The sequence below is a fragment of the Campylobacter sp. RM5004 genome (assembly GCF_022369455.1).
In the GTDB taxonomy this organism is placed as follows: domain Bacteria; phylum Campylobacterota; class Campylobacteria; order Campylobacterales; family Campylobacteraceae; genus Campylobacter_E.
Genome location: NZ_CP059599.1, coordinates 740,116 through 754,112 on the forward strand (window position 1 = coordinate 740,116; position 13,997 = coordinate 754,112).

At 27.6% G+C, this 13,997-nt stretch carries 14 protein-coding genes; 9 read left to right on the plus strand and 5 right to left on the minus strand.

All coding sequences use genetic code 11. From position 1 onward, the window contains the following. Nucleotide 1: 1 nt before the first annotated feature. Genes AVANS_RS03790 through fldA form a run of 3 tightly spaced genes read right to left on the minus strand, consistent with a single transcriptional unit; the run spans nt 2 to nt 2,662 of the window. Complete coding sequence (locus AVANS_RS03790) at nt 2–721, minus strand: EI24 domain-containing protein (RefSeq protein ID WP_239818331.1); 720 nt, start codon at nt 719–721, stop codon at nt 2–4. Beyond that, entirely contained in the window at nt 714–2,135 is a 1,422-nt protein-coding gene (locus AVANS_RS03795) for an ABC transporter substrate-binding protein (RefSeq protein ID WP_239818332.1), read from the minus strand. The genes AVANS_RS03790 and AVANS_RS03795 overlap by 8 nt, the downstream gene beginning before the upstream one ends. 41 nt (nt 2,136–2,176) lie before the next feature. After that, a complete protein-coding gene (gene fldA, locus AVANS_RS03800) occupies nt 2,177–2,662 on the minus strand; it encodes a flavodoxin FldA (RefSeq protein WP_239818333.1) in 486 nt (161 codons plus the stop codon). A gap of 220 nt (nt 2,663–2,882) precedes the next feature. Here fldA and AVANS_RS03805 point away from each other — a divergent pair, with 220 nt between their 5' ends. The 5 genes from AVANS_RS03805 (at nt 2,883) to AVANS_RS03825 (ending at nt 8,188) form a co-directional block, all read left to right on the plus strand. Continuing rightward, entirely contained in the window at nt 2,883–4,454 is a 1,572-nt protein-coding gene (locus tag AVANS_RS03805; RefSeq protein WP_239818334.1) for a flavocytochrome c, read from the plus strand. 1 nt (nt 4,455) lies between these two features. Continuing rightward, nucleotides 4,456–4,857 carry a cytochrome c3 family protein gene (locus tag AVANS_RS03810; protein WP_239818335.1) on the plus strand — a complete coding sequence of 134 codons (402 nt, stop codon included), beginning with the start codon at nt 4,456–4,458 and terminating at the stop codon, nt 4,855–4,857. Between the two features lie 10 nt (nt 4,858–4,867). After that, the gene (locus AVANS_RS03815) at nt 4,868–5,455 is read left to right on the plus strand and encodes a NapC/NirT family cytochrome c (RefSeq protein WP_239818336.1); all 588 of its coding nucleotides are present in this window, start codon (nt 4,868–4,870) and stop codon (nt 5,453–5,455) included. 106 nt (nt 5,456–5,561) lie between these two features. Then, nucleotides 5,562–7,349 (plus strand): translation elongation factor 4, encoded by a 1,788-nt coding sequence (gene lepA, locus AVANS_RS03820; RefSeq protein WP_239818337.1) that lies wholly within the window; start codon nt 5,562–5,564, stop codon nt 7,347–7,349. Next, a complete protein-coding gene (locus tag AVANS_RS03825; protein WP_239818338.1) occupies nt 7,349–8,188 on the plus strand; it encodes a DUF535 family protein in 840 nt (279 codons plus the stop codon). The genes lepA and AVANS_RS03825 overlap by 1 nt, the downstream gene beginning before the upstream one ends. Before the next feature lie 11 nt (nt 8,189–8,199). On the opposite strand, the gene AVANS_RS03830 is transcribed toward AVANS_RS03825, so the two are convergent. Then, on the minus strand, nt 8,200–8,883 hold the full coding sequence (locus AVANS_RS03830; protein WP_239818339.1) for a hypothetical protein: 684 nt from the start codon (nt 8,881–8,883) through the stop codon (nt 8,200–8,202). A gap of 1 nt (nt 8,884) precedes the next feature. After that, entirely contained in the window at nt 8,885–10,495 is a 1,611-nt protein-coding gene (locus AVANS_RS03835; RefSeq protein ID WP_239818340.1) for a 4Fe-4S binding protein, read from the minus strand. A 47-nt stretch (nt 10,496–10,542) separates the two neighbouring features. Here AVANS_RS03835 and selA point away from each other — a divergent pair, with 47 nt between their 5' ends. From selA to AVANS_RS03855, 4 genes are all read left to right on the plus strand, one after another. Further along, nucleotides 10,543–11,832 (plus strand): L-seryl-tRNA(Sec) selenium transferase, encoded by a 1,290-nt coding sequence (selA, locus tag AVANS_RS03840; RefSeq protein WP_239818341.1) that lies wholly within the window; start codon nt 10,543–10,545, stop codon nt 11,830–11,832. Next, entirely contained in the window at nt 11,832–12,269 is a 438-nt protein-coding gene (gene bcp / locus AVANS_RS03845; protein WP_239818342.1) for a thioredoxin-dependent thiol peroxidase, read from the plus strand. The genes selA and bcp overlap by 1 nt, the downstream gene beginning before the upstream one ends. Before the next feature lie 106 nt (nt 12,270–12,375). After that, entirely contained in the window at nt 12,376–13,371 is a 996-nt protein-coding gene (locus AVANS_RS03850) for a HAMP domain-containing sensor histidine kinase (protein WP_239818343.1), read from the plus strand. A 45-nt stretch (nt 13,372–13,416) separates the two neighbouring features. Continuing rightward, nucleotides 13,417–13,917, plus strand: coding sequence for a hypothetical protein (locus tag AVANS_RS03855; RefSeq protein WP_239818344.1), 501 nt, complete (start codon nt 13,417–13,419; stop codon nt 13,915–13,917). The last annotated feature ends 80 nt before the right edge of the window (nt 13,918–13,997 follow it).

Consider the following 13,997-nt stretch of genomic DNA (forward strand, 5'->3'; position numbering starts at 1 on the left):
CTTATTTATAATCAATTAACATACTTTTTACAAGCAATTCTTTTTGATACATTAAATGGGTTAAAAAAATCACAATAAATACAGGTAAGAAAAATCCTATCCAAGGTATATTACAAATCAAATAAAACAAGAAAACCCACATAATATAATGAAATTTTAATGGGTTAAATTTTAAAAAATCATTTTTATTTAATACACAGCTAGCAACATCAATCATTAATAAATTAAAAAATAAATAAAACATTAAAAAGAATAAAAATATGCTAGAAAATATGTTAATTATTGGGATAAGATAAGAAATTAAAACACAAAATAATAAAAAACCAAATTTCATAAATAATTTAAATATCATCCAACAAGTATAGCTAAAGCTAACTTCATCTAGTTTGTTGTAATTGTAATGCTTTAAATTAATTGCTTTTACTATTAATGGTGTTAAAAATGAAATAATTATTAGGGCAAAAATTATGGATAAATTAACTGATAAATAAGCACCAAATACATTTCCTAATATAAATATTAGTATTTGCAAAGCGTGTAGAATATATATTCCAAGAAAAAAACTAAAAGCTTCTTCGTTAAAATCTATACTAGTTATGTAATTTATAAAAAACTTAAATATTATGATAAATATTAATGAGCTTACTATTAAAGGCACAAAAGAAAATGCTAAAAATCTAAATGTAAAAAAGTCTTTTATTGCTAAAATAAGATTATTCATATTTATACCAATTTATAACTTGAGATAATAACCCACTTCCATTAAATCCTACAAGCATATCATCGATACCAAAAACATTTTTTGAGTAGGCTAAATAATAGTTATAATCAACTAAAAATATATAAGGTTGATTAAACTTAATTTGCTCTTGAAATTCTTTATAATAATTTTCTTGAAATTCATTTATAGTAGTTTTTGTTTGAGTTTTATCTTTTTTGTTAGAATTTAATATTTTAATAAAGTTTATATTGTGATTATATTCTATGTCTATTATTTTGCTTGCTTCGTATTCATCATTACTGCTTGGTAAAATAGTGGTTAAAATACCAAAATCTTTTAGCTGAGTTGCAATATTTTCTGCTATGTTAAAATATTCTTTATTATCTACAAAAATTTCTAATTTTAAAGGAATATCAAGCTTTTTAAAATAATTAACATTGTTTTCTTTATTAATATTTAAATCAATGCTTTTTCTTTCTTTGAAATATCCTAATTCGTTTAAAAGTTTTCTTGCTTCTTCTTTATTGCAATTGTTTGCATATTTGCTAATTATGAGATTTGGAAACTGATTTGAAATTTGTTTTGAGCATATTGCTAGAGATATTGCATAGCGTAATTTTCTATTATAAATAATTTTATTATTTAGATTTAATGCTATTGAATGAGTTGATTTTAATACCTTATATTCTATATCTTCATCAATATTTTTAAGATTTTTATAATTAATAAGACCTACATCAACTATGTTATTATTTAAAGCGTTTTTAATTTGCACATCATTTTGATATATTTTAAGAACCACTCCATCGTTATTTGGTTTTAATATAGCATTTTGATTTTTTATTAATACTATTTGTTCGTTACTATATTGCTTTAAGTGATAAGTACCAAGACCTATTGCATCAGTATTAAACCAACTTAAACCATATTTAATCAAGGCATTTTTAGACATTATGCCTAAAGTAAGATTATTTAAAAAATCATTATCTGGACTTTTTAAAACAAATTCTATTGTGTATTTATCTATGATATCAATATCTAAAATATTATTATAAAATTGTTCGTAAGAAGAATTGTATAATTTATTTTTGATAGTATCATAGGTTATTTTTACATCTTCGGCGCTGAATTCTCCATAATTTACATTATTTTTTATAAAATATAAGCCTTTTTGAAGTTTAAATTCATATTTTAATTTATCATTACTAACCTTATAAGAAGTTATTAATACAGGGACTAATTCTTGATTATTGTTTTTATAAAATAGTCCAGAATATAATAATTTCACGACATCATTGTTTGGATTATATATAGGGTTTATGTTTGTAGGAGGATTTTTGATTGCTACTTTTATTAAATCAGCTAATAGATTGTTTGAAATAAAAACTAAAAGAAAAATTAAAACTTTTTTCATCAAAAACCTTAAAATAGCAAGATAAACTTGCTATTTTATAATTAGAAATTAGCCTTAATTTGTGCTACCCAATTTGCAATTCTTTCATCAGTTAAATCTTCTTGATTGTCATTATCTAATGCAAGACCTACAAATTTGCCATCAACTACTGCTTCTGAATCTTCAAAATCATAACCATCAGTTGAAACCGAACCAACTAGATTTGCACCAGCTTCTTTTAAAGCCGCAGCTAATTTACCCATACCACCGCAGAATGTATCTGAGTAGCTTGAGCTATCGCCCATACCAAATACAGCTACAGTTTTACCAGCTAAGTTTAATCCACTAAAATCAAAGCTTTCCCAATCATCTTGTAAATCACCGCTTCCCCAAGTTGAAGTTCCGCATACTAATTTATCAAAACTATTTAGTTTATCAGCATCAACATCAGCAATGTTTAATAATTCTGCTCCTAAAGCTTCAGCGATTTTTTCTGCTGCACCTTCTGTATTTCCCATAGCACTTCCGAAAACTACTGCTACTGACATATTTTCTCCTTAATTTGATTTGCGAAGCTAATTTTACCATTTGAAATTATTGTTAATCATTAACCGAATACATTTGCATAAAAACAAATATTATTTTTGAATTAATTAAACTTAAAAAATATTAAAAAATTTTTTTTATTTTTAAATTTTAATTATTAACTAAATATATTTCTTAATTAATTAAAATTATTAACTACTATTATTTTTATTAGGAGGTTTTATGAAAAACGAAAATAGAAGAAAATTTTTGAAATTTTCTAGTTTAGTTTATGGCTCTATGGTAGCTCCAAATATGTTATTTTCTGAAGAAATTAGCATCGAAGATATTAAATGGGATGAATACTACGATGCTGTTGTAATAGGTAGTGGTTTTGCAGGAAGTGCTGCGATGCTAAGTCTTTTAGACAATGGTATTAAAAATGTTGCTATCATTGATAAAATGCCTTATTTGGGAGGTAATTCTGCTTATTCAGGTGGTTCTATGGCAGTAGCTGGTTCAAAACTTCAAGAAAGAGATGGGATAAAAGATGATATAGAGCTACATATAAAAGATACTTTAAAAAGTGGTAAAAATCTAAATGACCTTGAATTAGTTAATATTATGATTAACGATGGAGTTAAGACTCTTAATTGGCTAATAGATAATGGGGTTAATTTTAAATGGGTTAGTAGAAGTGGTGGCCATAGCGTTCCACGTTCTCATTCTGCTGGAGCTGGTAGTTATATCACAAGACCATTGCAAGAACAAATTGTTAATAGAGGTGGCAAAATCCTTACTAGGGTTATAATGGATGAAATAATTTATGATAAAAATCATAAAGTAATAGGAATAAAGGTTAGAGAAAAATATCAATTTAATTTTGAGCGAGGATATGAAGAAAAAAATAATAAAAGTGGAATTGTTAAATATTATAGAACTTATGGAGGAATTATATTAGCAACAGGAGGTTGGGGAGCTGATTTAAAGTTTAGACAAATATTTGATTCAAGCTTAAGAGATGATGTTTTAACCACAAATCACTTAGGAGCTACCGGTTATACAGCACAAAAACTAATTAATGATGGTGTTAAATTTATTGATATGCAATATATTCAAAGTATGCATGTAACAAGTCAAGATGAAGGTGGCTTTGGATTTGCATATAGATGGATCACTAGAGCTTATGCTTATGGAATGATGGTAAATCCTAAAACAGGAAAAAGATTTGTAAATGAAATCACAGATAGAAAACAAGGAAGTGATGCAATACTTGCAATGAATGAAAAAGGTTTAAATCCACCAGTTTTAATTATGGATATTAACGGAACAAAAACTGTTGATATAGAAGATTTAAATAGGGGGTTATTAGTTGGTGCAGTAAAGCAATTTGAAACAATGGATGAATTAATAGCACATTATAATATTAATAAAGAGCCTTTCTTAGAGCAGTTAAAAAGATACAATGAATATGTTGAATTAGCTTCAAAAGATAAAGATTATAAAGACCCAGAATTTAATCGTAATTTTTCAGACTACAAAGGAAAATATATAAAAATAGAAAAAGCTCCATTTTTTGCAGCAAGACCAGGTCCAAAGGTTCATCACTGCATGGGTGGTGTAAAGACCAATAAAGACTGCGAAGTTTATAACAATGATTTAGAACTTATAAAAGGTCTATATGCTTGTGGTGAAATTACAGGTGGAAGACATGGTTACAATAGATTAGGTTCAAATGCTGTTTTAGATTGTTTAGTGTATGGAAAAAGAGCTGGTAATACTCTAGCTAAAAATTATAATTTAATAAGGGGATAATATGAGATTTGTAGCTTTTATTTGTTTTTTTACCTGTATATTGTTTGCAAATGAAAATGTTTTAAGAGATTCTTTAGGTAATGTTAGTGTTGATTTTAGTGAAAAAGCTTATGAAGTAAAAGGCATACATAAAAAGCTTAATCTAAAATGCAATGATTGTCATTTAGAAGTTCAAGCTAAAGATTATTCATCAGCTATGTTAAATAGTTGTATTAAATGTCACGGAGATTATTCAAAATTAGCAGAATATACAGCAGGTTACGGACATAACAACAATGTTCATCAAAGCCCGCATTATGAAAAGTTAGATTGTGATAATTGCCATAAAACACACAAACCATCTGTAAATATGTGCACACGTTGTCATACACAAGAAATATTAAAAAATTTAAAAGTTAAATAAGGGGTGTTGTATGAAAAATAAAATTGCTTTTATTGGTTTAATAGTAGTTATTACTTTAGTTTTAGTGTTTTTAGGTAATAAAGTTATTCATGTAACTGGAAAATATCCATTCTGTGGAAGCTGTCATTCTTGGGATGGACCTATTGCTATTACAAATGTAAATGATGATATTCACGGAGCAAAAAATCCTAAAGGAGTAGTTGTTAATTGTGCTGATTGTCATTTGCCACATGATAATTTAGCTAAATATTTATTTAATAAGGCTAAAAATGGAGTAGCAGAAGGTTTTACAACTCTTACAAAAGATCCAAGTAAAAAAGATTGGTTAGTAAACAGAGAACACGCTAGAAAAAACTACACCTTTGATAGCTCTTGCTTAAAATGCCATGAGAATGCTTTTAATAAAGAAGATGAAAATATTTTACCTATTCATAAAACTTATTTAGGCTTTAAGGGTAGCACAGATGAAATGAAATGTACTGATTGTCATAAACATATAGGTCATAAAGATTTAGCAAAAACTTTATATGATTTAAAGGATACAACTCCACATAGTTGGGAAGAATGGGAGCTTAAAAGAGCTAATTCTTTTAAATAATTTAAAAGTAGAATTTGAAATTCCTATTTCAAATTCTACTCGCTACAACAAGTAATTTATTTTTTTTTGTTAATATCTAAAATCACATCAAAAAAATGGATAATCAATGCGTAATATAAGAAACTTTTCAATAATAGCTCATATTGACCATGGTAAAAGCACTTTAGCAGATTGCTTGATTACAACTTGTAATGCGATAGAACAACGCAAAATGAGTAAACAAGTAATGGATACTATGGATATAGAAAAAGAGCGTGGAATAACAATAAAAGCTCAATCAGTGAGATTAAATTATGTTTATAACAATGAAAATTATATTTTAAATCTAATTGACACTCCAGGTCACGTGGATTTTTCTTATGAGGTTAGCCGTAGTCTTGCTAGTTGCGAAGGTGCTTTGCTTGTAGTTGATGCTTCTCAAGGTGTTCAAGCTCAAACAATTGCTAATGTTTATATGGCGCTTGAGCATGATTTAGAAATAATTCCTGTAATTAATAAAATTGACCTTCCTGCTGCAAATCCACAAAGGGTAAAGGATGAAATTGAGCATATCATAGGAATTGATTGCTCTAATGCAATAGAAGTTAGTGCAAAATCAGGAATAGGAATTAATGAATTATTACAAGCAATTTGCGAAAGAATTCCAGCACCAGTTAGTAAGGCTAATAAATTAAAAGCTTTAATTTATGATAGTTGGTTTGATAGTTATTTGGGAGCTTTAGCTTTAGTTAGAGTAAGAGATGGAGAGATTAAGAAAAACGATGAAATATATTTAATGCACGAAGGAGTAAAACATAGTGTATTAGATTTACGCTATCCACATCCACTAAATCCTATGCAAACAGATAGTATTAAAGCAGGTGAAGTAGGAATTGTTGTTTTAGGTCTTAAAGATATTGCAGCAATTAGCGTAGGAGATACGATAACTTTAGCAAAGGATAAGGCAGACGAGCCAATTGCTGGTTTTGCTAAGGCAAAGGCTTTTGTTTTTGCAGGAATTTATCCTATTGATACTGATAAATTTGAAGATTTAAGAGATGCTTTAGATAAGTTAAAATTAAATGATAGTTCAATTTCTTATGAGCCTGAGACTTCTTTAGCTTTAGGGTTTGGCTTTAGGGTAGGGTTTTTAGGGCTTTTACATATGGAAGTTATAAAAGAGCGTTTAGAGCGTGAGTTTAATTTGGACTTAATAGCAACTGCTCCAAGTGTTACTTATGAAGTAAATTTAACAGATGGGACTATATTAAATATTCAAAATCCAAGCGATTTACCGCCGGTAAATAAGATTGATCACATTAAAGAGCCTTATGTAAAAGCAACAATAATAACTCCTAGTGAATTCTTAGGTAATTTAATAACACTTTTAAATAATCGTCGCGGAATTCAAACAAAAATGGATTATATAACAGAAAGCAGAGTTTTACTTGAATACGACATACCTATGAATGAAATTATTATGGATTTTTACGATAGGCTAAAATCTTTAACTAAAGGTTATGCGAGTTTTGATTATGAATTTTGCGATTATAGAGTAGGGGATTTAGTAAAGCTTGATATAAGAGTAGCAGGTGAAGCCGTTGATGCTCTAAGTATTATAGTGCCAAATCAAAAGGCTTTAAGCAAAGGAAGAGATTTGGTAGCTGCTATGAAAGAAATAGTTCCAAGACAATTATTTGAAGTTGCAATTCAAGCAAGTATCGGAAATAAAATCATAGCTCGTGAGAATGTAAAATCAATGGGTAAAAACGTTACTGCTAAGTGTTACGGCGGTGATATTACTAGAAAAAGAAAGCTTCTTGAAAAGCAAAAAGAAGGTAAAAAGCGTATGAAAGCTATCGGTAAAGTTAGCTTACCACAAGAAGCATTCTTAAGTATTTTAAAGATTGATTAATGAATTGTATTAAATATAACTATGTAAAACACGATAGTCTATTTAAGAATTATTTTAGATATTTAAAATTTAGTTTTAGAAAGATGTTTTATAAGAAAAATTATAATATTTTGAATGATATTTGTTTTCATACTTCAGATAAAGCATCTTGTTTCTTTAAAAATAATAATTCATTAGTAGTTGATTTATTACACAAAAAATATGGTTGTCAATGTTTTAGCTTTAAGCAGGGTTATGAATGCTTTAAAAGAGATTTAGAACTAATAAGTTTTTATTATGGTGATATTTTTTCTAGCCAAAAACAATTATTGTTGAAACTTGATAATGAATATTCTATATATTTAAAAAACACGCCTAGAATGATTAATGAAGGTATGTTTTTATTAAGTCTTCATTTTAATAATAAAGCTATATATGATTTAAATTTTATTATTTTGGATGATGGTATTTTAATAACATGTTTGCAAGGTTGTGGTGATATAAAGGAAGATTTAAAAAATTTTACTAAAAAATTTTATGGTTTAAGACCTATTACTTTTATGATTTTTTACACTTTTTTATTTGCAAAGCAAATTGGTTTAAAATTTGTATATGGTGTTAATGATAAATATGCAATATCAAATTTTAAAAGAGGTAAAAAAAGAAAAGGAAAAATTATCAATATTCATAATTTAGATAGTGTTTACGAAGAAAATTGTAGTGTTTTAGAACAATATCTAGGTTATAAAAAATTAGAATTCAAACTTACCCCAATAGAAGAAATAGCGTCTAAAAAACGCTCAATGTATAAAAAAAGATATGAGTTTTTAAAATCCTTAATTCCTGTTTCAAATTCTTGATTTGAAACAGGTTATTCAATATTTTCTTTAAAGCTTGTTAATTCACTCATATTTATTTTAGAAAACTCAGTTGGAAGTCTTGGCTCGTAAGGAATTCTTTGTAAAGCAATATCGGCAACTGATTGCTTTTTAATAGGTGCATTTATGCCATAAAAAGCTCTTTCAATTTGCACTAAATATGAAATTATATTAGATATGTTTATATAAAGTTTTGATCCTTTATGCTGTGCTAATTTCTCGCAAAATTCATCTACAACTTCATTTATAACTCTTGAAAATAATTCATTACATAATTCATCATTGCTTTTGCATAAAACACTACCTAAGAAAAATAAAAAATTCATACTATCTTCATTATCACTCATGTTTTCATTTTTTACTAAGTTAGCTCTTTTTAAAATACCTGTTGTAATTATTCTCATTTTGCCATTATCACGGCCTTCATCATAAAAACTCGCATCAGTTGGCACATTTACATAAGAAAAATCATAAAAAACAGCATTTTGCTCATCTTTATAAGTAGCATAATCGCTATCTAAAATAGCTTTAAAATCATCTTGTAAATCATCTAAATTATCATAAAAAAACTTAGCTTGTTCTCTTAAAATATTAAAATCACTTTCATTCATAAAGCTTAATGCTCTAGCACAAAATTCATAAAAATAAGACCTAGTTATATTTAATTCTGCGTTCATATTACACCTTTAAAAAATTATTTAATTTTTCTTTTAATGGAGCGAAGAAATTATCGCTATCTTCAAAAACTTGAGCTTGTTTTAACATCATTATTTTAGCCTTACAATCAGCACAGCAATATAATGAATATTTTTTCGTTATATCAGCACTAAAAGTAGCTCCTAAAATACCTACGATTTTATCAATTGATTTTTTAGTTGCGAATTCTTTTCCACATTCAATACAGGCAAACAATTCATCACGAGCTAAAGTTTGATGAGTAAAACTAGCTGGATTTAGCTCTAAAATATCATTTTGCATAAAGATAGTATCTTTTTCAGCGCATGAGCTTACACAATACCCACAGCTTGTGCATAGTGAAGCATTAAAAATAATAGAATTAGTCTTGCTATCAGCTAAAATTGCGTTAGTATTACATGCACCTGCACACGAAGCACATAAGGTGCATTTGCTCTCATCTATGCTAATTTTTGCATAATTTTTTGCATTTACTTCACCTTTATTTGCACCTTGCAACATTGAAGAGATTTTAAGTCCAAAAAGCTCTCTTTTATTTAATCTAAAATTACTTTCGCTTGAGTGAAATTCGCTTACTAATTCACTAGAAACTTCATCAAGGCTAATATTTGTATAAATAGCTATTTTGCCGGTAATTGCAAAGATAATATCATTTACAAGCTTGATTTTTTCTGCTAGAAATTCGCTAATTTTTCCAATAATTACAATGCTTTTACAGGTTGTATTTATTAAATGCATTAATATTAATTCATCAAGCAAATTTAAAGGAATATTAAAAGGTAAAAAGTGTTTTAAATCAATATTATTTTGATAATCATCAGTGATTATTATTTGTTCGTTTTTATAGATTTTGCTAATTTCTTTTATGCAGTCTTTATTAAACTCACAAAACTCAAGCGCATTTGTTGGACATACGCTAACACATTTAGCACAATTTATACAATCTATTTCACTTAAGATTATTTTATTATCATCACTTGCAAGTGCAACACTAGGACACGCATCTACGCACCAGCCACAATGCTCGCTCCTACGCCCATCAAGTTGGCATAAGCTTGAGTTAAACTCAATTTTTCTAACAAAGCTTATATTTCCTGTTAATGAGTTTAATTTTTCAAATAAAAATTCATCATTTTTAATTACTGCGTGATTTTCTAAATCATCGTTTGAAATAGCCAAATCACAATCTATTTCACCAGCTTTAGTAACTATTACAAGTGAGCCAATGCCGCCATATACGAATTCAAATTCCTTAACGCAAATTGCCTTAAATCCATTATCAGTAAGCTTATTTTTAAGCTCTTCATCATCAAATAAAATGCAAATTCTTTTATCTATCTTTGCGTATAAATTAATCTCATTTGAATAATCATAATTAATAGCTCTTGCTTCATATAATTTATTTAATTTTTCTAAATTAAAATCTTTTGTATTATTTATATAAAAATCAATCTCTGGTGCATATATTAAAGCATTTATTGCCTTATCGTTTGCTACTAGAAATTTCTCACTTGTTGGAGTTTCTATAAGCTTTATTTGTGAGCCTAAATCATTTATAAAATCAGCTTTTTTTAAATATGCAAACTCTTTCATCTTTACCTTTCCTTGCTAGTATTTTAAAAAATATTTAAGGAATATCTATGTTACCCCAAATATCTAAATTAATTAATGCCTTTAATGATAAACCAAGTTATCTAGTAAGTGCTTTAGCAAAAGAGCTAATAGCAGAACTAAGAATTGCTAATAAAGAACAAACTTATGAAATGATACTCAACGAACTTGACAAAAGAATTAATCAAGCCTTATTAAAAGCTCCAAAAGTTTTAATAAATGCAACAGGAGTAGTGCTACATACTAACTTAGGTCGTGCTTTAATTAGTGAAGAAGATTTTATGTGGCTTAAGGATTTTCATACTAATAATATTAATTTGGAATTTGATTTAGGAACTAATTCTCGTGGAAAAAGAGATGAATATTTAATAAATCTTTTAAAAATCTTATTTAACTGCGAAGATGCTTTAGTGGTTAATAATAACGCTGCTGCTGTATTTTTAGTATTAAATACCTTAGGTAAAAACGAAGGAGTAATTACAAGTAGAGCCGAATTAGTAGAAATCGGCGGTGGGTTTAGAGTAAGTGAAGTAATGCGTGAAAGCGGTGCAAGGCTTATTGAAGTTGGTACAACAAATAAAACTAATTTAAGAGATTATGAAAACGAATTAGAAAACGCTGCAATGATACTTAAAACTCATAAGTCAAACTTTTATATAGGTGGTTTTAGCGAAGAAGTTGATGTAATTACTTTAAATGAACTAGCTAGAAAAAATGAAAAAATATTTTATTATGACTTAGGAAGTGGTTATACAGATTGTATAAATGATAGCCTAAAAGATGAGCCAAGTTTAAAAAGCCTAATAGCAAATGGTATTAGTTTAATCTCTTTTAGTGGGGATAAATTATTTGCAAGCACTCAAGCAGGAATAATTTTAGGTAAAAAAACGCTAATTGAAAGACTTCGCAAAAATCAGCTCCTAAGAATGTTTAGATTAAATAAAACTAGCCTTTTAATGCTAACTCGTGCAGTGCAAAACTATTTAGAAAAAGATTATAAAAGACTACCTAGCTTAGCATTAATAAATGATAAAAAGCAAGATGTTTTAGCTAAGGCAAAAACCTTACAAGAGCTAATTAATTTAGGCGAAATAATAGAGAGCAAAAGCCTTGTAGGGGGTGGCTCAATGCCTGATAAATTATTAAATGGCTATGCTTTAAAAATCAAAGCTAATAAATGCAAAATAAAAGAGCTTTTAGATAAAGGCGTAGTGGCTAATTATGATAAAGATAGCGTGATAATTGATTTAAGAAGCGTTTTACCTAGTCAATTAGAATGCTTAGCAAAAATAATTAAAGAAGTTTTTAAGGAGAAATAATGGACTTTTCATTACTAAATCAAGATGAAGTTGCGATTAATTTAAGTGATTTTCGTGGTAAAAAGGTGATAGTATTTTTCTATCCAAAGGCATTTACTCCAGGTTGTACTAAGCAAAATTGTGAGTTAAGTGAAAATTATGATAAATTGCTTGATAATGGTTATGTGTTAATTGGAATTAGCCCTGATAAGTGTGAAAAATTAGCGAAATTTAAGAATGATTATAATCTAAATCAGATTTTATTAAGCGATGAGAATAAAGAAGTAGCTAAGCTTTTTGGTGCTTGGGGAATTAAGAAAAATTATGGAAAAGAATATGAAGGGCTTATTCGCTCTTGTTTTGTGCTTGATGAAAACGGCGAAATCATAAAAGAATACCGCAATCATAAAGCAACAGGCTTTGCTACAAGACTTATGAAAGATTTGTTAGAAAAATAATTAGATTTTAGCCATTAAGGCTAAAATTATAAAATCAAATTCCTATTTCAAATTCCTTTTGTTTTTATAAAAACTGCTAAGATAATTAAAAAATTAAAGGACTTTTATGAATAAAAATATCTTAGATAGTTTAGATTTATCGGATAAGCAGAGTTTTGCTGATGGGCTAAAGGCATTAATTGAGCAAACTTATGTGGTAGAAAACGAATATAAAGCACTTAAAACTTCTTATGATAGTTTAATGCTAATGATAAATGAGATTATAGAAGTTTTACCAAGTGCTATTTGGGTCTTAGATGAAAATAAAAATCTAATAGTAAAAAATAAGCTTGCAAATGATGAATTATTTAAGCAAATTGACCTTAGCAAAGAGCATTATGAATTAGAATTTTTAAATAATTTTTATCAAATAAAATTAATCAATTACGCCGATAAACTTCTAATAATGGCTACAAATATCACTAAAGAAAAGCGAGATGAAAGGCTTGTTTCTATGGGGCAAGTTGCAGCAAATCTTGCTCATGAAATTAGAAATCCCATTGGCTCAGTTTCACTTCTAGCGGGTGTGCTATTTAGCAAGGTTGAGCTTAAAAATAAGCATATAGTTTTGCAAATGCAAGATGCAATTAAAAGGGTTGAACGAATAATTGAAAGTACCTTGCTCTTTACTCGTGGCTTTAAGCTAAATAAATATGAGTTTAATTTAGAAGAATTAAATGAGGAATGCTTAAATGTCTTTAATAATTACAATAAAAATGATGAAATAATCCTTAGCGAATGCTATTTTGAGCCTTTTGCTATAAATGCTGATAAATCATTATTAACATTAGTTTTAAGCAATCTTATTTATAACGCTGTTGATGCTTGTGAAGAAAGCGGAAGTATAAAAATCATAGGCAAAAAATACGATGATATTTATAAAATTAGCGTTTTTGATAGTGGCGAAAAAATCACAAATCAAGCTAATTTATTTGAAGCATTTAATACTACGAAACTTAAAGGCAATGGCTTAGGTTTAGCGCTTTGCAAACAGATTTGCACCGCACACAATGCAAAGATTTATTATCTTGATGAGCCAAAAAGTTTTAATATAGAATTATAAAGGTTAATGAGTATTTTCCGATTTTTTTATTGCAAGGAGAATACAATGAAAATAAATAACATTAACACGATTAACGATGCAAAAGACTTTATAAGCAATAGCTTTAAAAAAGCAGGAATAGATGTAGTTGGAAATAATATTTCTCATATAAATAGCGATGATTTGATAAATGCTTATGTGTTTTCAAGCTTAGGTTTTAATGAAGAAAAATCAAGCGTTCAAAATCAAGCAATTATTTCAAATCTAAATCTTAACATGAATAAATATTATGAAATAATAAATAAAGATGAGGTTATTAATCCAGCTAAGCCTAATTTTGATGTTGAGGCTACAAGTAAGAAAATAGCCGAATATGTAATATCTAATTCAGACAATGATTTAGATAAATTATATCAAGGAAGAATTGGAGTAATTAATAGCTTTAATGAAGCAAGAAAGCTAATAGGCTCAAGCAAAGCTTTAGAAAATACGCTTAATAAAACAATAGATTTAATAAATGATGAGATTATTAAACTTGGTGGAAATATAGTGGATTTTAAAGTTTAGTTTGAAGAATTTGAAACAGGAATTTAAAAAATACATAAATAATCTTATTTAATTAATCAAAGCTTTAAAATTATTGCTAG

Bases quoted from the DNA above. Each gene is read 5' to 3' on its own strand.
- AVANS_RS03790 (WP_239818331.1), bottom strand. From the start codon at position 721: ATGAATAATCTTATTTTAGCAATAAAAGACTTTTTTACATTTAGATTT.
- AVANS_RS03795 (WP_239818332.1), bottom strand. From the start codon at position 2,135: ATGAAAAAAGTTTTAATTTTTCTTTTAGTTTTTATTTCAAACAATCTA.
- fldA (WP_239818333.1), bottom strand. From the start codon at position 2,662: ATGTCAGTAGCAGTAGTTTTCGGAAGTGCTATGGGAAATACAGAAGGT.
- AVANS_RS03805 (WP_239818334.1), top strand. From the start codon at position 2,883: ATGAAAAACGAAAATAGAAGAAAATTTTTGAAATTTTCTAGTTTAGTT.
- AVANS_RS03810 (WP_239818335.1), top strand. From the start codon at position 4,456: ATGAGATTTGTAGCTTTTATTTGTTTTTTTACCTGTATATTGTTTGCA.
- AVANS_RS03815 (WP_239818336.1), top strand. From the start codon at position 4,868: ATGAAAAATAAAATTGCTTTTATTGGTTTAATAGTAGTTATTACTTTA.
- lepA (WP_239818337.1), top strand. From the start codon at position 5,562: ATGCGTAATATAAGAAACTTTTCAATAATAGCTCATATTGACCATGGT.
- AVANS_RS03825 (WP_239818338.1), top strand. From the start codon at position 7,349: ATGAATTGTATTAAATATAACTATGTAAAACACGATAGTCTATTTAAG.
- AVANS_RS03830 (WP_239818339.1), bottom strand. From the start codon at position 8,883: ATGAACGCAGAATTAAATATAACTAGGTCTTATTTTTATGAATTTTGT.
- AVANS_RS03835 (WP_239818340.1), bottom strand. From the start codon at position 10,495: ATGAAAGAGTTTGCATATTTAAAAAAAGCTGATTTTATAAATGATTTA.
- selA (WP_239818341.1), top strand. From the start codon at position 10,543: ATGTTACCCCAAATATCTAAATTAATTAATGCCTTTAATGATAAACCA.
- bcp (WP_239818342.1), top strand. From the start codon at position 11,832: ATGGACTTTTCATTACTAAATCAAGATGAAGTTGCGATTAATTTAAGT.
- AVANS_RS03850 (WP_239818343.1), top strand. From the start codon at position 12,376: ATGAATAAAAATATCTTAGATAGTTTAGATTTATCGGATAAGCAGAGT.
- AVANS_RS03855 (WP_239818344.1), top strand. From the start codon at position 13,417: ATGAAAATAAATAACATTAACACGATTAACGATGCAAAAGACTTTATA.